We start from the raw sequence: 18,816 nt of genomic DNA on the forward strand, positions 1-18,816 counted from the left end.
TTCAAAAAGAAATTCTACAGACAATGCAAGTTGGGGAACAACGAAATAAATTTTATGAAAATATCATTTCTATCCCACTCTTAAGAATAACTACATAATAAATCTTTAGTGGTTTTTTAACATTAGTGTCACACTCCATGTCATTGAGTTGTAATATATCTTTTTTAGGTATAAATGTTGTCGAATAAACAACAAGTTGTCCAAAAGATATAAATCTAAACAAGATATAGCCAGCAATTTAATATTTGTAATAGATAAAATGCTAAGTTTGATATATAATAAATTTAAGTAATTGTATAATAATATGAATTACAAACATCTAAGAAGAAACATAGGAGGCATCATATTATGAGTAATAAAGTTCAACGTTTTATAGAAGCAGAAAGGGAGTTAAGTCAGTTAAAGCACTGGCTAAAAACAACACATAAGATTTCAATTGAAGAATTTGTAGTACTTTTTAAAGTGTATGAAGCTGAAAAGATTAGCGGTAAAGAATTGAGAGATACATTACATTTTGAAATGCTATGGGATACAAGTAAAATCGATGTGATTATCCGTAAAATCTATAAAAAAGAGCTTATTTCTAAATTGCGTTCTGAAACGGATGAAAGACAAGTATTCTATTTCTATAGTACTTCTCAAAAGAAATTGTTAGATAAAATTACTAAAGAAATAGAAGTGTTAAGCGTTACAAACTAAAAACTTAAAAAGCATGCCAATCAGTACATCATAATTGCGTCTTGGGGACAGACAAATGATGAATAGAGATTGGCATGCTTTTTATTTTTGAATATAAATATTTAGTTCATGGCATTTCTAGTTACATGACGTCCATGAATTAAGAAGTAAACAAGCATAGTAATGATTGCTAAAGCGGCCATAAAGCCGAAGATTTCACTATATGAAAACATATGAGTAAATAACCCAAGGAATGATGGACCGAAGCCGATACCTGCATCTAGACCAACGTAAAAAGTAGATGTCGCGATACCATATTTAATCGGAGGTGAGACTTTTATCGCAATAGATTGCATTGCAGATGATAAATTTCCATACCCTAAACCTAGGCAAGCACCAGCAAGTAATATTAACCAGCTTTGATAGCTTGAAATTAAGCACACAAATGAAAGTAAAAGCATGATAAATGCTGGGTAGACAATAATATTTTCATTTTTATCATCCATCAATCTACCAGCAATAGGTCTAGTAATTAACGATGCTATAGCATAGCAAATAAAGAAATAGCTTGCTGCAGTTACTAGGTGTCGCTCTAAAGCAAATGCTTGTAAATAAGTAAGGATGGACGCATAGGTAACGCCAATTAAAAGCATAATAACAGCAACAGGAATGGCCTCTTTTGCAATAAATTGATGAATACTAAATCTTGGTTTATCAATGACATTAGTTTCAGTTTTGCTATTTGTTACTTCGAAATCAACTTTTATAAATAATGAGATAATGAGTCCGAGTATGCCTAATATAACACAAATAATAAACAGTAAATCAATTGCGTATTTTGTAATAAGTAACATGCCTAGAAATGGGCCAATCGCTGTACCTAATACTAAACTTAAAGAAAATAAACTGATGCCTTCACTTTTTCTATTAACAGGGGTAACGTATGCCGCAATAGTACCTGTTGCAGTTGTCACAACTGCAGTTGCGATACCGTTTATGAGACGTACAAAGATTAAAAAAGCTAAAGATCCATCAATAAAATAAAGTAATTGCGTGATAATTAAAGCAATTAAACCAATAAATAATAATCGTTTAGGTCCGATTTGATTTACAAATTTACCTGTAGCAAATCGACCAATTAAAGAACCGACAATAAATAGTCCTACAACTAATCCGGCTAATGAATCGGAAGCGTCGAAAGCTTGCTTACTATAGCCAGCAATAACTACAAGTAACAAATACATGCATAGGTATACGATAAAATTGACAAAAAAGTTAATTGTAAAACTTTTGGTGAAAATAGGTGATTTATTTAATGAGCCTTGATTAGTCATTGTGTGCCTCCTTTAATAATATCTCATGAATTTGATTCATCACATTTATGGTTTCTTGCATTTGATCTTGTGAAATGTTTGTTTTGGCAACTACTGCTTGTTGGAGCTTTTGGACATCAAGACAAACAATCTCATATAATGCATGCCCTTTAGGTGTTAAAGTTAAAAACTTTTGTCGTTTATCCTCTAAACTGTTTTCTACTGTTATAAGGTCATTTTCTATTAGAGCTTTTAAAGTTTTTCTTGCAGTAGGCTTTTCAATTGCACGTCTATGTGAAATTTCAATGAGAGTAGTGGGTTGATGTTTAGCGATATCGCGTAAGATTAACCATTGACCATAATATATATTGTGTTTTTCCAAAATCGGCTCTGCTAATTTTAAATAGGGGCGATATATTGTTATAAAACTATTGAAAAATTCTTGTGATAGCATAGTGACATCTCCTAAGATAAAATAGTTAGCTTAGCTAACCTTTTTTGCAACAATAGTAATTATAAAACGGGGGCAATTAGAAATCAATATATAATTATTAAGAGCAAAAATATTTATACTTTGTTAAAATAAGCGTAATTACATGTAAATAGGGGGATACTAATGATATTGAAATTTGATCACATCATTCATTATATAGATCGGTTAGATCGGTTTAGTTTTCCAGGAGATGTTATAAAATTACATTCAGGTGGGTATCATCATAAATATGGAACATTCAATAAATTAGGTTATATCAATGAAAATTATATTGAGCTACTAGATGTAGAAAATAATGAAAAGTTGAAAAAGATGGCAAAAACGATAGAAGGTGGAGTCGCTTTTGCTACTCAAATTGTTCAAGAGAAGTATGAGCAAGGCTTTAAAAATATTTGTTTGCGTACAAATGATATAGAGGCTGTTAAAAATAAACTACAAAGTGAGCAGGTTGAAGTAGTAGGGCCGATTCAAATGGAAAGAGATACACATAAAGATGGTAAGGTAAAGTGGCAATTGCTTTATATAATGAATCAGGATGATGATGAAATTAAGCCACCATTTTTTATTCAATGGGAAGAAAGTGATTCCATGCGTACTAAAAAATTGCAAAAATATTTTCAAAAACAATTTTCAATTGAAACTGTTATTGTGAAAAGTAAAAACCGATCACAAACAGTATCGAATTGGTTGAAATGGTTTGATATGGACATTGTAGAAGAGAACGACCATTACACAGATTTGATTTTAAAAAATGATGATATTTATTTTAGAATTGAAGATGGTAAAGTTTCAAAATATCATTCGGTTATAATAAAAGACGCACAAGCAACTTCACCATATTCAATTTTTATCAGAGGTGCTATTTATCGCTTTGAACCATTAGTATAAATATACGTAAGTGCTATGAGCGAGAATGCCCATATGAATAACGGCAAGCGCAATGGAAAGAATCGTTAATATATTATTTAATCGTGATGACTTAATTAAAATGAAAAAGATTGATAATATAAATGTGAAAAAGATAAGTATAACCCGTAAACTAAAGTAATTCACGGTGAGAGGTTGACTCAATGTCATAACGATTGCAACGATGTTCATAATTATAAATAGACTTAAAATAATTGTTCTCATATCAAACACCTCATTGTTAGATTATTGACATTATAACAGGGGTAATTGTATATGAACATTAATGTGGTTGCTTGAGGAGAAATTTATTCATTGAAGTCAAATTGGTTCATGTTAGAAATGAATATCGTGTTAGATGATGAAAGTATATTGAAGTATAGGTAACTAGTTGAAAAGTATTAATTGTACGATAACATTAAATTTAACAGGAAGCATAGATATAAAATGATTCACAATTAAAATGAGTAAATTTGAACTTGCCAAACTATTGATTGGAGCATGGACATTTCAAAAATAAGAGTTCAAATCTTACACAAGCTCTGAATCGACACTATAAGATACAAACTGTATAATTAAAGGTATTGTTAAATAGAAGGAGATATCATAAATCATGGAAAAGATGCATATCACTAATCAGGAACATGACGCATTTGTTAAATCTCACCCAAATGGAGATTTATTACAATTAACGAAATGGGCAGAAACAAAGAAATTAACAGGATGGTACGCGCGAAGAATCGCTGTAGGTCGTGACGGTGAAGTTCAGGGTGTTGCGCAGTTACTTTTTAAAAAAGTACCTAAATTACCTTATACGCTATGTTATATTTCGCGTGGTTTTGTTGTTGATTATAGTAATAAAGAAGCGTTAAATGCATTGTTAGACAGTACAAAAGAAATTGCTAAAGCTGAGAAAGCGTATGCAATTAAAATCGATCCTGATGTTGAAGTTGATAAAGGTACAGATGCTTTGCAAAATTTGAAAGCGCTTGGTTTTAAACATAAAGGATTTAAAGAAGGTTTATCAAAAGACTACATCCAACCACGTATGACTATGATTACACCAATTGATAAAACGGATGATGAATTATTAAATAGTTTTGAACGCCGAAATCGCTCAAAAGTGCGCTTGGCATTAAAACGAGGTACGACTGTGGAACGTTCTGATAGAGAAGGTTTAAAAACGTTTGCTGAGTTAATGAAAATCACTGGGGAACGCGATGGCTTCTTAACGCGTGATATTAGTTACTTTGAAAATATTTATGATGCGTTGCATGAAGATGGCGATGCTGAATTATTTTTAGTGAAGTTGGATCCAAAAGAAAATATTGCTAAAGTAAATCAAGAATTGAATGAACTTCATGCCGAAATTGCTAAATGGCAGCAGAAGATGGAAACATCTGAAAAGCAAGCTAAAAAAGCGCAAAATATGATTAATGATGCGCAAAATAAAATTGCTAAAAATGAAGATTTAAAACGAGACCTAGAAGCTTTAGAAAAGGAACATCCTGAAGGTATTTATCTTTCTGGTGCACTATTAATGTTTGCTGGCTCAAAATCATATTACTTATATGGTGCATCTTCTAATGAATTTAGAGATTTTTTACCAAATCACCATATGCAGTATACGATGATGAAGTATGCACGTGAACATGGTGCAACAACTTACGATTTCGGTGGTACAGATAATGATCCAGATAAAGACTCAGAACATTATGGCTTATGGGCATTTAAAAAAGTGTGGGGAACATACTTAAGTGAAAAGATTGGTGAATTTGATTATGTATTGAATCAGCCATTGTACCAATTAATTGAGCAAGTTAAACCGCGTTTAACAAAAGCTAAAATTAAAATATCTCGTAAATTAAAACGAAAATAGATTAACGACTGAAATCTGAACGCTCATAAGACTGTCATTTGCGTTCAGATTTTTTTACACAATATAGAATGGTTGAGTAAAATATTTTTGAATATAGTGAAAGAGGGGGAAGTACTGTGATAAAAAAGCTATTACAATTTTCTTTAGGGAATAAGTTTGCTATCTTTTTAATGGTTGTTTTAGTTGTCTTGGGCGGTGTATATGCGAGTGCTAAATTGAAATTAGAATTACTACCAAATGTACAAAATCCAGTTATTTCAGTTACAACAACAATGCCGGGTGCAACGCCACAAAGTACCCAAGATGAAATAAGTAGTAAAATTGACAATCAAGTAAGATCGTTGGCATATGTGAAAAATGTTAAAACGCAATCCATACAAAATGCTTCAATTGTAACAGTTGAATATGAAAATAATACAGATATGGATAAAGCAGAAGAACAGCTTAAAAAAGAAATCGATAAAATTAAATTTAAAGATGAAGTTGGTCAGCCAGAATTAAGACGTAATTCGATGGACGCTTTTCCGATTTTAGCATATTCATTTTCAAATAAAGAGAATGACTTGAAAAAAGTAACGAAAGTACTGAATGAACAATTAATACCAAAATTACAAACGGTAGATGGTGTGCAAAATGCGCAATTAAATGGGCAGACGAACCGTGAAATCACCCTTAAATTTAAGCAAAATGAACTTGAAAAATATGGATTGACTGCTGATGATGTAGAAAACTATCTAAAAACGGCAACAAGAACAACGCCACTTGGATTGTTCCAATTTGGTGATAAAGATAAATCAATTGTTGTTGATGGTCAATATCAATCTGTTGATGCTTTTAAAAACATAAATATTCCATTAACGTTGGCAGGAGGACAAGGGCAATCTCAATCCCAAAGTGACAATAAACAAAATTCAGCCATGTCAGATGTTAACCAGGCATCACCGCAACAAAATTCAAAAGCGTCAGCATCAAATAATATAAGTGGTATGCCGACAGCGAAACTAGGAGATTTAGCTGATATTACAGTTGGTGATGTGCGTACTTCTATTTCTAAAACGAATGGCAAGGATGCGGTTAATTTACAAATAACTAAAGCTCAAGATGCCAATACAGTTCAAGTAGCCAAAGATGTACAACGTAAAATTGATACATTCGTTGATGAAAATAAAGATTTTAATGTCACAAAAACAATGGATACTGCAAAGCCTGTTGAGAAATCACTTTATACGATGGTTGAAAAAGCATCATTAGGTACAATCGTGGCAATTATAGTTATTTTACTGTTTTTAAGAAACATTCGTACGACGGCAATTTCTATTATATCCATTCCGTTATCACTTCTTATGGCGCTTATTGCTCTGAAATTGAGTGATGTTTCATTGAATATACTAACGTTAGGTGCATTAACAGTAGCGATTGGACGTGTGATAGACGATTCGATTGTAGTTGTTGAAAATATTTATCGACGCTTAACAGATTCAGAAGAACAACTAAAAGGTGAAAATTTAATTATCAGTGCGACAACTGAAGTATTTAAACCAATAATGTCATCGACACTAGTTACTATTATCGTCTTCTTACCACTTGTGTTTGTATCAGGTTCAGTAGGCGAAATGTTTAGACCTTTTGCATTGGCTATTGCATTTAGTTTATTAGCATCGTTATTAGTGTCAATTACACTCGTTCCTGCGTTGGCAGCAACACTATTTAAAAAAGGCGTTAAACGTCGTAATAAACAACATCAAGAAGGATTAGGTGTTGTTAGTACAACTTATAAAAAAGTATTGCATTGGTCACTAAATCATAAGTGGATTGTAATTATATTAAGTACATTAATTTTGGTTGCAACTATTGTATTTGGAGGACCGAGACTAGGCACTAGCTTTATTTCAGCAGGTGACGATAAATTTTTAGCTATTACTTATACACCGAAGCCTGGTGAAACGGAGCAAGCAGTGTTGAATCATGCGAAAGATGTTGAAAAATATTTAAAACAGAAAAAGCATGTAAAAACAATTCAATACTCAGTTGGCGGTAGTAGTCCAGTAGATCCAACGGGTAGTACAAATAGTATGGCAATCATGGTTGAATATGATAATGACACGCCTAATTTTGATGTAGAAGCGGATAAGGTTATTAAACATGCAGATGGCTTTAAACATCCTGGAGAGTGGAAAAATCAAGATTTAGGAACAGGTGCAGGTAATAAATCTGTAGAGGTTACTGTGAAAGGTCCATCAATGGATGCCATAAAATCAACTGTAAAAGATATTGAACAGAAAATGAAACAGGTTAAAGGACTAGCCAATGTCAAATCTGATTTATCGCAAACATATGATCAGTATGAAATTAAAGTTGATCAAAATAAAGCGGCAGAAAATGGTATTTCTGCAAGTCAACTTGCAATGCACTTGAATGAAAATTTACCAGAAAAAACAGTTACGACTGTTAAAGAAAATGGTAAAACTGTTGATGTTAAAGTCAAACAAAATAAGCAAACAGACTGGTCAGAAGATAAGTTGAATAATATAACTTTGAAAAAGCCGACTGGTGGTACGATTAAATTGGGAGATATCGCTACATTAGTTAAAACAACGACACCAAGTAAATTGACGCAAGAACAAGGTGATTATGCAACGACGGTATCTGCTAAAGTAACAAATAAAGATGTGGGTGGCACAACACGACAAGTGATGTCTAAAATAAATAATTTGGACAAACCGAATAATGTAAAGGTTAATATCGGTGGTGCATCAGATGATATTAACAATGCAATGACACAATTAGCCTTTGCAATGTTAGCTGCAATCATTATCGTATATTTAATCCTAGTTATTACATTTAAAGGTGGCTTAGCGCCATTTACAATTTTATTCTCTTTACCATTTACAGTTATCGGTGTAATTATTGCACTATTAATCACAGGAGAAACAATATCAGTACCAAGTTTAATTGGTATGCTAATGTTAATTGGAATCGTAGTAACAAATGCCATTGTGTTAATAGACCGTGTCATTAATAATGAGCAGCAGGGCATGGAAATGAAAGAAGCATTAATCGAAGCAGGCGGTACTAGAATTAGACCGATATTAATGACGGCGATTGCAACAATCGGTGCATTAGTTCCTTTGTTATTTGGTCAAGATAGCTCGATTCTTATTTCGAAAGGATTAGCCGCTACAGTTATTGGTGGTTTAATTTCATCAACTTTATTAACACTTGTAGTTGTACCAGTAATATATGAAATTCTCTTTACTTTAAAAAAACGATTCACTAAACGATAGATAATATAAAAGCCATAAAAGCGGTCATGATATTGACTACTTTTATGGCTTTTTAAAATTTGAAATTTTAGACCTTATTTCACGTGCGATTTAATCGATGTGTTAATAAAACAATACTGGTATTCAACATGTAATCCGATAATATAAGGTTGCAATTATGTTATTGCATGTTTTGTTTATTACTTAGAATAATGCGATGGTCAAGATGAAGTATATGACAAAGATAAATAATGACATTAAATTTAGGATGTTTACACCTTTTAGATCTTTTTTAAGCATTTTGAATCCTGTCACTTCGACATTACCAACTAAGAGTAATAAGACGATAAAGACCCACCAGTTTTCTTTCGGGAAGCTCATCGTCGTTAATGCTACGACGAATAATAACAACACACCCATAATAATTCTCAAAATACGAGTGAATATCACTTCCATTTTAAAAATACTAATAAAACTAACAACTAAATAAAGTAGTGCTAGTAAAATCAGATAAAATTGCATATGATAACTTCCTCTCCGTTTCAAAGGGTTCGTGTAGTACAGCAGCGTAGAAAACATAAATAGCAGTGTTGGGATAGATATGCGCGTATGTTGTTAATGAGACACTAAATCATAACACGACAACATCTTGTGATTCTAGATGTGATTGAGCGAAAAATGAAGCAATTCATCAATATAACGTATTCAGAGCAATGCTAGTCAAATTTATGTAACGAAAAGCATTTATTGTCTGAATGATAGATTATTAATCTTGCATTTGAGCACGAACGTTTCTAATTTCATTTTCAATATCTTTAAGTTGACGAACAAGTGCGGAAGTATCTAAATTCAAAGATTCCCGTTTTTCTAAGTCACCTTGAAGACGAACATAATCATATTTAAGTTCGGCTAGTTGGTTTTCTAAAGACATACTATAACACTCCTTTGAAATATAATTAAGTGCATTTAATGTAGATTATAGCATGAAACAGTAGACTTCTAAAATATCTGTGGAGTATGTTAAAGTTATAAATTATGAAGATTATTGAAAGAAGGGATAACAGTGACAGAACAATTTACTATGATTATTTTATTAATTGCGCTTGGTTACTTTTTGAAGCGCATTAATTATATAAAGGCAACAGATAGTCAAGTCATTGCTACATTAGTTCTTAATGTCACACTCCCATCTTTAGTTATTGTGAATTTAAACAGTGCAGAATTAAAATTGTCATTCTCCATTTTACCAATTTTAATGATTATATATGGTATTGTGGCGAAAATGATTGCTGTCTGGTTTTTTAGAAAATATGATAATCACATGCGTGGATCAGTAGGTATGATGACTGGTGCTATGAATATTGGATTGTTTGCATATCCACTAATTGAAGTGATATGGCCTAAAACGGGGCTTATTTATTTTGGTATGGCTGATATAGGTGGTGCCTTTGTGATGTTTGGAATTACTTACTTTGTAGGTAGCTACTTTAGTGAAGGTAGTGATCAATTCGATTTTAAATATTTAGGTAAGAAATTATTACAATCAGTGCCACTCGTTACATACATTGTAATGTTTATATTGAATATTAGTCACATCCATTTACCACATGTGGCAATCGATTTCTTTAGCATACTTTCCCATGCAAATATGCCGTTATCAATGATTTTGCTAGGTGTCATGTTGAATTTTACTCTGGAAAGAAAGTATATACCTGCTACTATTAAATATTTATGTTTGCATTATGGATTAGCATTAGTTGCGGGATTGTTAGTACATGTGTTGTTACCGGTATCAGATGATATGATTAAGACGACATTGTTGGTCACTTGGATGTTCCCGGTTGGTGTCGCAATTATTTCTTATGGTATTCAGTTTAAATATCGAACACTGCCATTTATAGGTATGACGACCAATTTGACAATAATCATTAGTATCATTATTTTGTACGTGTATCAGGCAGTGTTTGTCTAGTTTACACATTTGAAAATAAAATCCATTTTAATAGTCGAAGAAAATGAGAGCCCCCTTTACCACAACATGTAAGTGCATATTGTTAAAAGGGGGCTTTTATTTATGACATAGTTGTTCAACAGGCCGGTACATAAATCAATATTCTATGCTCTACGAAGTTATATTGGCAGTAGTTGACTGAACGAAAATGCGCTTGTAACAAGCTTTTTTCAATTCTAGTCAGGGGCCCCAACAAAGAAGCTGACGAAAAGTCAGCTTACAATAATGTGCAAGTTGGGGATGGGCCCCAACAAAGAGAATTTCGAAAAGAAATTCTACAGGCAATGCAAGTTGGGGTGGGACGACGAAATATATTTTGCGAAAATATCATTTCTGTCCCACTCCCTATGCAGCTATCCACTTCATATGTATGGCGCATACTTGATAAACGAATATCATCAAGACTTTAAAAGTATCGCTAATTTTAAAGTCTTAAACCGCATGATTAATGTCATGATGTGTTATTGCGTTTTGTTTTTAGAGCCATGTATTTCCTGGGACATATAGAAGAACATTCAACGTAAAATTCTCGAAAATTAATTTTAATCATTCTAAAAGTGAATGTTTATTTTCAGAAGTAATAACATTTTTACGTTACATGAGTATTTAACTTTCTATTTCAAATTACCTAGAATTATAGCAGCTATCACGATAATAATAATACCTGCCCAAATACCAGTCATCTGACGACGATCTTTTCTTTCTCCTAAAATGAAAATACCGCCTAAGGTTGAAACGATAACAAGTAACTGTGATAATGAGAAACTTGTAGCTACACCAACTTTTGGTTGAGAATAGAACATGAACAAGTTACCAATTCCCCAAATCACACCTGGCAATAGATTAAGTGCTGTTGATTTAAGTGATGTTTTATGATTCATGGATAGGATGAAGCCACCAATTGCCATACCGACAGATTGGAAGAACAATGCATCAGTTCCACCAACACCAAAGATATCACCAAGTACAACGAAACCTACATATCCAACTGTAGATACAATTAAAATACCCATTGCTTTTTTAAATTCAGGATTATCTGATTGACGTTCATTTTTAGCTTTAAGTGAAGTAAGTGCTACACCAGTAACTAATAATATCATAGCGATTAAACCAAAGATAATTTGAGTCATTGAAGACCATTCACCTAAAAAGATAACGCTGAATAATGTTGTACCAACTAATTGCATACCTGTAGAAACTGGCATAGTATTTGATACACCGATTAAACTAATAGATTTAAGCTGATTCGCTTGTCCAAACGCCCATAATGCACCAGAAATAAGACCGACAATAATTACAGTAGGATTATTGAATTTTGCGAAACCAGTAATAAGTAAACCTAATCCAACAATGAGTGCGCCTAGCGTCGTACCACGAATTTGGTTGTAAGGTCCACCGCCGACGAACACATTAATAAGAACGACACTTCCCCAGAATAAAGCAGGTAAAAGTGCGATTAAGAAATCAAGAAATTGCAAGACTACTCACTCTCCTATACTATTTATGCAAGTGCTCCCCTTAATTGACACTTGCATGTTATTGTAAAGCATTCTGCCCTAATAGTAAAAAACAACTACTTATAATTTTCAATATTTACAAAAAGTAGAAAAACCCACAATACATGCTAATGATGTACTGTGGGGTATTTGTTTGGTATTTTATTCAGGGATTGTTTGATCTTTTACGTTACGTGATTCGAATTTGAATTTAATGTACTCATAGTTGATATGGAAACCTAGACCATTAAATCGTTCGATGAGTTTATTATTTTTGTTACGAATTTTAAAATAAACTTTTCTAATATCAAAGTTATCAAAAGCATATTGCAATGCATACGCAAGCAACTCGAAAGCGATACCTTTCAAACGGTAATCTACATGAGAACTGAAGTATTTAATCTCGGCGATTGACTGTTGTGAATCAATTTCAAGGTATAAATAACCTTTAAGTAAACCTTCGCTAACAAATAAAAACAAATGATGATGGTCGTCTAAACTATCAATGATATCTTGCGGTGACTGTGCCTGATATTTAAATGTAGTCGTGTGTAATTTGCTGAAAGCACGATAAAACCCTTTGTGATAAGGAATGATATTTGGTTGGTGCATATCTTCTTCTAATCTTGTACGGGCTTCTATGTAATAGTCAGTGAAGTTATAACTTGCTTGTATAACTTTCATTAATGGTTTGTATTGTTGAATGCCTTCTTCAAAAGAAAAGTTAAAGACGGCATCGTCAGGTTGGTTCGAAGTCATTGCTTTAAACAGCGTTTCAAAAGTATCGACAGATAATACGTATTTGTCAGCCACGAAAGGGCCTATGACCTTGAATTTATTTTTATCGTATGCAAAAGACAATATGATTGCTTTGATTGAATCGTTTTCTTTAATCGAAAATACACCAGGTGATTCAATCGCATCGGTTATTAATACATCTATTTCATTGTACTGTTGAGGAAGTTTATATAAGTATGATGATGATTCATAATTCGAATGTTCAATGAACGATTTTATTTGTGTAATATCATATAACTGAACTATGCTCATGTCATTACCTCCGTACTTTTTGTTACTTTTATTATATAATATTTCAACTGAAATGAAAGTTAATAGTGATATTAACATGTTACAATACATTTAACACATCATTTGCAATCATTGAATTTAAATCAAAGATTAGTGGAATAGATGAAGCACGTTCGAAATAAAAGAACGTATGAGAAAGGATAATTTATGAAATCTTTAATATTAGCTGAAAAACCATCAGTCGCAAGAGATATTGCTGATGCTTTACAAATAAATCAAAAGCGTAATGGTTACTTTGAAAATAACCAATATATTGTCACGTGGGCGTTAGGGCATCTAGTAACAAATGCGACACCTGAACAATACGATAAAAATTTAAAGGAATGGCGATTAGAAGACCTTCCAATTATACCTAAATATATGAAAACTGTTGTTATTGGTAAAACAAGCAAACAATTTAAAACAGTAAAAGCGTTAATTTTAGATAATAAAGTGAAAGATATTATTATTGCAACAGATGCTGGACGAGAAGGTGAACTAGTTGCAAGATTGATTTTGGATAAAGTTGGTAACAAAAAGCCACTCCGTCGATTATGGATTAGCTCAGTTACTAAAAAAGCTATTCAACAAGGTTTTAAAAATTTAAAAGACGGTCGCCAATATAACGATTTGTATTATGCAGCGTTAGCGAGAAGTGAGGCGGATTGGATTGTTGGGATTAATGCAACGCGTGCACTAACAACAAAGTATGATGCACAGCTATCCCTGGGACGTGTTCAGACACCAACGATTCAGTTAGTAAATACACGACAACAAGAGATTAATCAGTTCAAACCACAACAATACTATACATTATCATTAACGGTAAAAGGGTTTGATTTTCAGCTAGAATCAAATCAGCGATATACCAATAAAGAAACTTTAGAACAGATAGTTAATAATTTAAAAAATGTCGATGGTAAGGTTAAATCTGTTGCTACTAAACATAAGAAGTCGTATCCGCAATCACTGTACAATTTAACAGATTTACAACAAGATATGTATAGACGTTATAAAATTGGACCTAAAGAAACATTGAATACACTTCAAAGTTTATATGAGAGACATAAAGTCGTAACCTATCCAAGAACAGATTCAAACTATTTAACAACTGATATGGTAGATACTATGAAAGAACGTATTCAGGCGACAATGGCAACAACATATAAAGACCAAGCACGCCCATTAATGTCTAAAACATTTTCATCAAAAATGTCGATATTTAATAATCAAAAAGTATCTGATCACCATGCAATTATTCCTACAGAAGTGAGACCTGTCATGTCAGACTTAAGTAATAGAGAATTAAAGTTATACGATATGATTGTCGAGCGTTTTTTAGAAGCTTTAATGCCTCCGCACGAGTATGACGCGATAACTGTAACTTTAGAGGTTGCAGGGCACACATTTGTTTTGAAAGAGAATGTAACAACTGTATTAGGCTTTAAATCTATTAGACAAGGTGAATCTATTACAGAGATGCAACAGCCTTTTTCAGAAGGCGATGAAGTGAAAATTTCAAAAACAAACATTAGAGAACATGAAACAACACCTCCAGAATATTTTAATGAAGGTTCGTTATTAAAAGCGATGGAGAACCCTCAGAACTTTATTCAATTGAAGGATAAAAAATATGCGCAAACTTTAAAACAAACGGGTGGTATCGGCACAGTTGCAACAAGGGCCGACATTATCGATAAATTATTTAATATGAATGCCATTGAATCAAGAGACGGTAAAATTAAAGTAACGTCAAAAGGTAAACAAATATTAGAATTAGCACCAGAAGAATTAACGTCGCCACTTTTAACTGCACAATGGGAAGAAAAATTACTTTTAATTGAACGTGGTAAATATCAGGCGAAAACATTCATTAATGAAATGAAAGATTTTACGAAAGATGTTGTAAATGGGATTAAAAATAGTGATCGTAAATATAAACACGATAATTTAACAACCACTGAATGCCCAACATGTGGTAAATTCATGATTAAAGTTAAAACTAAAAATGGTCAGATGCTTGTGTGCCAAGATCCATCTTGTAAGACGAAAAAGAATGTACAGCGCAAAACAAATGCAAGATGTCCAAACTGTAAAAAGAAATTAACGTTGTTTGGTAAAGGGAAAGAAGCGGTATATCGTTGTGTTTGTGGACATTCTGAAACGCAAGCACATATGGATCAGCGTATGAAGTCTAAATCCTCTGGTAAAGTATCTCGTAAAGAAATGAAAAAGTATATGAATAAAAATGAAGGTTTAGACAATAATCCGTTTAAAGATGCATTAAAGAACTTGAATTTATAGATAAAATCGAACAAAGTTGAATCAGAAAATCGAAAAGTTCGCTTTTGGTATTGTTTTTTATTAAGAATGATATTAAACTATTAAGGTATTTTAAAAAAAGGAGCATCCATTCGTGAAAAACTATTTCCAGTTCGATAAATATGGAACAAACTTTAAAAGAGAAATCTTAGGCGGTATCACAACTTTCTTATCTATGGCCTATATTTTAGCAGTTAACCCGCAAGTTTTAAGTTTAGCCGGTGTTAAAGGCGTATCAGAAGATATGAAAATGGACCAAGGTGCCATTTTTGTAGCGACTGCATTAGCAGCATTTGTAGGCTCGCTATTCATGGGACTAATAGCTAAATATCCAATTGCGTTAGCACCAGGTATGGGATTAAATGCATTCTTTGCATTTACTGTTGTATTAACCATGGGTATTCCTTGGCAAGTTGGTTTAACAGGTGTTTTATTCTCAGGTATATTCTTTGCGATATTAACCGTCACAGGGTTTAGGGAAGTTATTATTAATGCAATTCCTTATCAAATGAAGATGGCTGTTTCAGCAGGTATAGGGTTATTCATTACATTTGTAGGTTTACAAAGTTCGGGTATTATAGTTAAAAATGAATCTACATTAGTAACATTGGGACATTTAACTGATCCACCAGTACTTTTAGCGATATTCGGTATCGTTATTACAGTTATTTTATATGCAATTAAATTGCCGGGTTCTATCTTTATCGGTATGATCATCACAGCAATCGTTGGTATGTTCACTGGATTGATTCAAATGCCATCTGGTATTGTAGGTAAAATTCCAAGTATTGAACCAACGTTCGGTGCTGCATTTGAAGCGTTTAAAGACCCAAGTCAATTATTAACGATACAGTTCTTGATTGTTATTTTAACGTTCTTATTTATTGATTTCTTTGATACAGCTGGTACATTAGTAGCCGTTGCTACTCAAGCTGGTATTATGAAAGATAATAAATTACCAAGAGCTGGTAGAGCATTATTCTCAGATTCTTTAGCTACGATTGTAGGGTCAATTTTTGGAACAACTACAACAACTTCTTATATCGAATCAACTTCAGGTGTTGCTGTAGGTGCTAGAACAGGATTTGCTAGTATCGTAACAGGTTGTTGTTTCCTATTAGCGTTATTCTTTAGTCCGTTAATCGCTGTTGTAACAAGTGCAGTTACGACACCAGCTTTAGTGGTGGTAGGTGTATTAATGGCTGCAAACTTTGCTGAGATAAACTGGAAAAGTTTTGAAGTTGCTGTGCCAGCATTCATTACAATCATTATGATGCCTTTATCATATTCAATTGCAACTGGTATTGCGTGTGGATTTATTTTCTATCCAATTACAATGCTTATCTCTAAAAAACATAAAGAAGTACATCCGATAATGTATGTATTAATGGTACTATTCATTTTGTACTTCATATTTGTTCATGGTTAAATCCAGACACAACAAAACGACTGCCAATGATTGGTAGTCGTTTTTTTCTTTGAAGTAAGGATAAAATAAGAAGCGAAATAGCATAAAGTAATATTATGAATGTCTTTAAATATCCAATACAAATATACTTCTTTTAAAATTGTTGAACGTGTTTCTTCTATATTATATATACCTGATTAAAAAGGTTTTAAGAATTATTCTCTATGTCCATCTTTGTATTGTGTATAAATGACACGAGCATTTTTATTAGGTATATAGGTTGGTGCCGATAATACAACTAAGACAAATAGAATCATTAGGAAAAATAAAATCCAATGAATCAAAATTCCTAAGAAGGGGATAATAGCTAAAAAACTACCTACTATACCAAATATTGGAATAATCGCTATAGGTCTAATCGCATTTTGTCTATTCACTAGTAATATAATAGTAAGAATTAGATAAAGTAATGCATTAAAGAGTAAAGGCTGCCATCCAAAGCTTAAAATAAAAGTTGCACCTAAAAAAGGAATGCCATAGAAAAACTCACAAAGTATTAAAAAGATACCTATAAGTGCTAAAGATAATTTTGGTCCATTTTTCATATTCATTCACCACCATTCTTATGACTAATTATAAAGAATAATTTTCAATGATAATAATAAAATGATTCAAGGTACGAATTTACAATAAAGGAGGAAATAAAAAATATCTCGAAAATAGTTGAACTGACTAAGTATATAAAGTAAAATATAAAAGTATGTGTTAGACAGATAGAAAAATTATGTGAAAAGCCTTGATTTATCGATGTTTTTCGTGTAATATAACTAACGTTGGACTTTAAGAAAAGCGATGAAGCGAAAGGTTACTGACACACCCGGCCGCTTTGCCATGGCGCTGTGTAAGATAGTTTTCGTGGAGAAGTCTATCACTAAATGTAGACGAATAAGGAGGGAAAATTATGGCAAAACAAAAAATCAGAATCAGATTAAAAGCTTATGATCACCGCGTGATTGATCAATCAGCAGAGAAGATTGTAGAAACAGCGAAACGTTCTGGTGCAGATGTTTCTGGACCAATTCCGTTACCAACTGAGAAATCAGTTTACACAATCATCCGTGCCGTGCATAAGTATAAAGATTCACGTGAACAATTCGAACAACGTACACACAAACGTTTAATCGATATTGTAAACCCAACACCAAAAACAGTTGACGCTTTAATGGGCTTAAACTTACCATCTGGTGTAGACATCGAAATCAAATTATAATAGACAATTTTAGGAGGTGGACTTTCGATGACCAAAGGAATCTTAGGAAGAAAAATTGGGATGACACAAGTATTCGGAGAAAACGGTGAATTAATCCCTGTAACAGTAGTAGAAGCTAAAGAAAATGTTGTATTACAAAAGAAAACTGTAGAAGTTGATGGATACAACGCAATCCAAGTTGGATTTGAAGACAAAAAAGCATACAAAAAAGATGCAAAATCTAATAAATATGCTAATAAACCAGCTGAAGGTCACGCTAAAAAAGCTGACGCAGCACCTAAGCGCTTCATTCGTGAATTCCGCAATGTAGACGTGGATGCTTACGAAGTAGGTCAAGAAGTCTCAGTAGATACTTTTGTAGCTGGCGACGTTATTGACGTAACAGGCGTATCAAAAGGTAAAGGTTTCCAAGGTGCAATTAAACGCCACGGACAATCTCGTGGACCTATGTCACACGGTTCTCATTTCCACAGAGCACCAGGTTCTGTAGGTATGGCTTCAGATGCTTCAAGAGTATTCAAAGGCCAAAAAATGCCAGGACGCATGGGTGGAAATACAGTAACTGTACAAAACTTAGAAGTAGTTCAAGTTGACACAGAAAACAAAGTTATCTTAGTAAAAGGTAACGTACCTGGACCTAAAAAAGGTTTAGTAGAAATCAGAACTTCAATTAAAAAAGGTAATAAATAATAAGAAGTGAAAGGAGGAA

20 protein-coding genes are annotated in these 18,816 nt (G+C 32.8%); 11 read left to right on the forward strand and 9 right to left on the reverse strand.

What is annotated here, in order from left to right:
- Window positions 1-52: 52 nt before the first annotated feature.
- Complete coding sequence (locus HMPREF2658_RS01830; protein WP_031785427.1) at window positions 53-223, reverse strand: hypothetical protein; 171 nt, start codon at window positions 221-223, stop codon at window positions 53-55.
- A 125-nt stretch (window positions 224-348) separates the two neighbouring features.
- Here HMPREF2658_RS01830 and sarV point away from each other — a divergent pair, with 125 nt between their 5' ends.
- The gene (sarV, locus tag HMPREF2658_RS01835) at window positions 349-699 is read left to right on the forward strand and encodes an HTH-type transcriptional regulator SarV (protein WP_000066900.1); all 351 of its coding nucleotides are present in this window, start codon (window positions 349-351) and stop codon (window positions 697-699) included.
- A gap of 101 nt (window positions 700-800) precedes the next feature.
- Here the strand turns inward: sarV and HMPREF2658_RS01840 are convergent, their stop codons facing one another.
- Entirely contained in the window at window positions 801-2,012 is a 1,212-nt protein-coding gene (locus HMPREF2658_RS01840) for an MFS transporter (protein WP_000184408.1), read from the reverse strand.
- Window positions 2,005-2,445: a MarR family winged helix-turn-helix transcriptional regulator gene (locus HMPREF2658_RS01845; protein WP_000951057.1), complete on the reverse strand. Its 441-nt coding sequence runs from the start codon at window positions 2,443-2,445 to the stop codon at window positions 2,005-2,007. The genes HMPREF2658_RS01840 and HMPREF2658_RS01845 overlap by 8 nt, the downstream gene beginning before the upstream one ends.
- Before the next feature lie 162 nt (window positions 2,446-2,607).
- Here HMPREF2658_RS01845 and HMPREF2658_RS01850 point away from each other — a divergent pair, with 162 nt between their 5' ends.
- Window positions 2,608-3,372, forward strand: a complete 765-nt coding sequence (locus HMPREF2658_RS01850) for a VOC family protein (protein ID WP_000600978.1) — start codon at window positions 2,608-2,610, stop codon at window positions 3,370-3,372.
- On the opposite strand, the gene HMPREF2658_RS01855 is transcribed toward HMPREF2658_RS01850, so the two are convergent.
- Window positions 3,364-3,615, reverse strand: coding sequence for a hypothetical protein (locus HMPREF2658_RS01855; protein ID WP_001621998.1), 252 nt, complete (start codon window positions 3,613-3,615; stop codon window positions 3,364-3,366). The two genes, HMPREF2658_RS01850 and HMPREF2658_RS01855, sit on opposite strands and share 9 nt — an antisense overlap.
- Window positions 3,616-4,003: 388 nt before the next feature.
- Between HMPREF2658_RS01855 and femX the strand changes: the two genes are divergently transcribed.
- The gene (femX, locus tag HMPREF2658_RS01860) at window positions 4,004-5,269 is read left to right on the forward strand and encodes a lipid II:glycine glycyltransferase (protein ID WP_000413869.1); all 1,266 of its coding nucleotides are present in this window, start codon (window positions 4,004-4,006) and stop codon (window positions 5,267-5,269) included.
- A 116-nt stretch (window positions 5,270-5,385) separates the two neighbouring features.
- Window positions 5,386-8,553 (forward strand): efflux RND transporter permease subunit, encoded by a 3,168-nt coding sequence (locus tag HMPREF2658_RS01865; RefSeq protein WP_000592293.1) that lies wholly within the window; start codon window positions 5,386-5,388, stop codon window positions 8,551-8,553.
- Between the two features lie 183 nt (window positions 8,554-8,736).
- On the opposite strand, the gene mspA is transcribed toward HMPREF2658_RS01865, so the two are convergent.
- The gene (gene mspA, locus HMPREF2658_RS01870; RefSeq protein WP_001161089.1) at window positions 8,737-9,054 is read right to left on the reverse strand and encodes a membrane stabilizing protein MspA; all 318 of its coding nucleotides are present in this window, start codon (window positions 9,052-9,054) and stop codon (window positions 8,737-8,739) included.
- 244 nt (window positions 9,055-9,298) lie between these two features.
- Window positions 9,299-9,463, reverse strand: coding sequence for an SE1832 family protein (locus HMPREF2658_RS01875; RefSeq protein WP_000051210.1), 165 nt, complete (start codon window positions 9,461-9,463; stop codon window positions 9,299-9,301).
- Window positions 9,464-9,595: 132 nt separating this feature from the next.
- Between HMPREF2658_RS01875 and HMPREF2658_RS01880 the strand changes: the two genes are divergently transcribed.
- Both HMPREF2658_RS01880 and HMPREF2658_RS14545 read left to right on the forward strand, forming a co-directional pair.
- On the forward strand, window positions 9,596-10,504 hold the full coding sequence (locus HMPREF2658_RS01880) for an AEC family transporter (protein ID WP_000139197.1): 909 nt from the start codon (window positions 9,596-9,598) through the stop codon (window positions 10,502-10,504).
- Window positions 10,505-10,909: 405 nt separating this feature from the next.
- Window positions 10,910-11,050 (forward strand): hypothetical protein, encoded by a 141-nt coding sequence (locus tag HMPREF2658_RS14545; RefSeq protein WP_001791500.1) that lies wholly within the window; start codon window positions 10,910-10,912, stop codon window positions 11,048-11,050.
- A 107-nt stretch (window positions 11,051-11,157) separates the two neighbouring features.
- Here HMPREF2658_RS14545 and HMPREF2658_RS01890 read toward each other — a convergent pair whose 3' ends face one another.
- Window positions 11,158-12,021 carry a GRP family sugar transporter gene (locus HMPREF2658_RS01890; RefSeq protein ID WP_001159898.1) on the reverse strand — a complete coding sequence of 288 codons (864 nt, stop codon included), beginning with the start codon at window positions 12,019-12,021 and terminating at the stop codon, window positions 11,158-11,160.
- Between the two features lie 180 nt (window positions 12,022-12,201).
- The gene (locus HMPREF2658_RS01895; protein ID WP_054194505.1) at window positions 12,202-13,089 is read right to left on the reverse strand and encodes a GNAT family N-acetyltransferase; all 888 of its coding nucleotides are present in this window, start codon (window positions 13,087-13,089) and stop codon (window positions 12,202-12,204) included.
- Window positions 13,090-13,154: 65 nt separating this feature from the next.
- On the opposite strand from HMPREF2658_RS01895, the gene HMPREF2658_RS01900 reads away from it, so the two are divergent.
- The 3 genes from HMPREF2658_RS01900 (at window position 13,155) to HMPREF2658_RS01910 (ending at window position 16,858) form a co-directional block, all read left to right on the forward strand.
- Window positions 13,155-13,250 carry a hypothetical protein gene (locus HMPREF2658_RS01900; RefSeq protein ID WP_001790553.1) on the forward strand — a complete coding sequence of 32 codons (96 nt, stop codon included), beginning with the start codon at window positions 13,155-13,157 and terminating at the stop codon, window positions 13,248-13,250.
- Between the two features lie 25 nt (window positions 13,251-13,275).
- Window positions 13,276-15,411: a DNA topoisomerase III gene (locus HMPREF2658_RS01905; protein ID WP_000838505.1), complete on the forward strand. Its 2,136-nt coding sequence runs from the start codon at window positions 13,276-13,278 to the stop codon at window positions 15,409-15,411.
- A 112-nt stretch (window positions 15,412-15,523) separates the two neighbouring features.
- Entirely contained in the window at window positions 15,524-16,858 is a 1,335-nt protein-coding gene (locus tag HMPREF2658_RS01910) for a 6-thioguanine permease StgP (RefSeq protein WP_000800697.1), read from the forward strand.
- Window positions 16,859-17,052: 194 nt separating this feature from the next.
- Here HMPREF2658_RS01910 and HMPREF2658_RS01915 read toward each other — a convergent pair whose 3' ends face one another.
- On the reverse strand, window positions 17,053-17,442 hold the full coding sequence (locus tag HMPREF2658_RS01915) for a hypothetical protein (RefSeq protein ID WP_000788443.1): 390 nt from the start codon (window positions 17,440-17,442) through the stop codon (window positions 17,053-17,055).
- A gap of 356 nt (window positions 17,443-17,798) precedes the next feature.
- Between HMPREF2658_RS01915 and rpsJ the strand changes: the two genes are divergently transcribed.
- Together rpsJ and rplC are read left to right on the forward strand one after the other, a co-directional pair.
- Window positions 17,799-18,107, forward strand: a complete 309-nt coding sequence (gene rpsJ, locus HMPREF2658_RS01920) for a 30S ribosomal protein S10 (RefSeq protein WP_001118667.1) — start codon at window positions 17,799-17,801, stop codon at window positions 18,105-18,107.
- 27 nt (window positions 18,108-18,134) lie between these two features.
- Window positions 18,135-18,797: a 50S ribosomal protein L3 gene (gene rplC / locus HMPREF2658_RS01925; RefSeq protein ID WP_000160212.1), complete on the forward strand. Its 663-nt coding sequence runs from the start codon at window positions 18,135-18,137 to the stop codon at window positions 18,795-18,797.
- Window positions 18,798-18,816: the final 19 nt, after the last annotated feature.

Origin of the sequence: Staphylococcus sp. HMSC062H10 (genome assembly GCF_001836945.1) — a bacterium.
GTDB classification, from domain to species: Bacteria; Bacillota; Bacilli; order Staphylococcales; family Staphylococcaceae; genus Staphylococcus; species Staphylococcus aureus.

Coding starts and splice junctions, on each gene's coding strand:
- HMPREF2658_RS01875 (WP_000051210.1), bottom strand. CDS start 9,463: ATGTCTTTAGAAAACCAACTAGCCGAACTTAAATATGATTATGTTCGT.
- HMPREF2658_RS01895 (WP_054194505.1), bottom strand. CDS start 13,089: ATGAGCATAGTTCAGTTATATGATATTACACAAATAAAATCGTTCATT.
- mspA (WP_001161089.1), bottom strand. CDS start 9,054: ATGCAATTTTATCTGATTTTACTAGCACTACTTTATTTAGTTGTTAGT.
- HMPREF2658_RS01845 (WP_000951057.1), bottom strand. CDS start 2,445: ATGCTATCACAAGAATTTTTCAATAGTTTTATAACAATATATCGCCCC.
- HMPREF2658_RS01915 (WP_000788443.1), bottom strand. CDS start 17,442: ATGAAAAATGGACCAAAATTATCTTTAGCACTTATAGGTATCTTTTTA.
- sarV (WP_000066900.1), top strand. CDS start 349: ATGAGTAATAAAGTTCAACGTTTTATAGAAGCAGAAAGGGAGTTAAGT.
- rplC (WP_000160212.1), top strand. CDS start 18,135: ATGACCAAAGGAATCTTAGGAAGAAAAATTGGGATGACACAAGTATTC.
- HMPREF2658_RS01840 (WP_000184408.1), bottom strand. CDS start 2,012: ATGACTAATCAAGGCTCATTAAATAAATCACCTATTTTCACCAAAAGT.
- femX (WP_000413869.1), top strand. CDS start 4,004: ATGGAAAAGATGCATATCACTAATCAGGAACATGACGCATTTGTTAAA.
- HMPREF2658_RS01905 (WP_000838505.1), top strand. CDS start 13,276: ATGAAATCTTTAATATTAGCTGAAAAACCATCAGTCGCAAGAGATATT.
- rpsJ (WP_001118667.1), top strand. CDS start 17,799: ATGGCAAAACAAAAAATCAGAATCAGATTAAAAGCTTATGATCACCGC.
- HMPREF2658_RS01850 (WP_000600978.1), top strand. CDS start 2,608: ATGATATTGAAATTTGATCACATCATTCATTATATAGATCGGTTAGAT.
- HMPREF2658_RS14545 (WP_001791500.1), top strand. CDS start 10,910: ATGTATGGCGCATACTTGATAAACGAATATCATCAAGACTTTAAAAGT.
- HMPREF2658_RS01855 (WP_001621998.1), bottom strand. CDS start 3,615: ATGAGAACAATTATTTTAAGTCTATTTATAATTATGAACATCGTTGCA.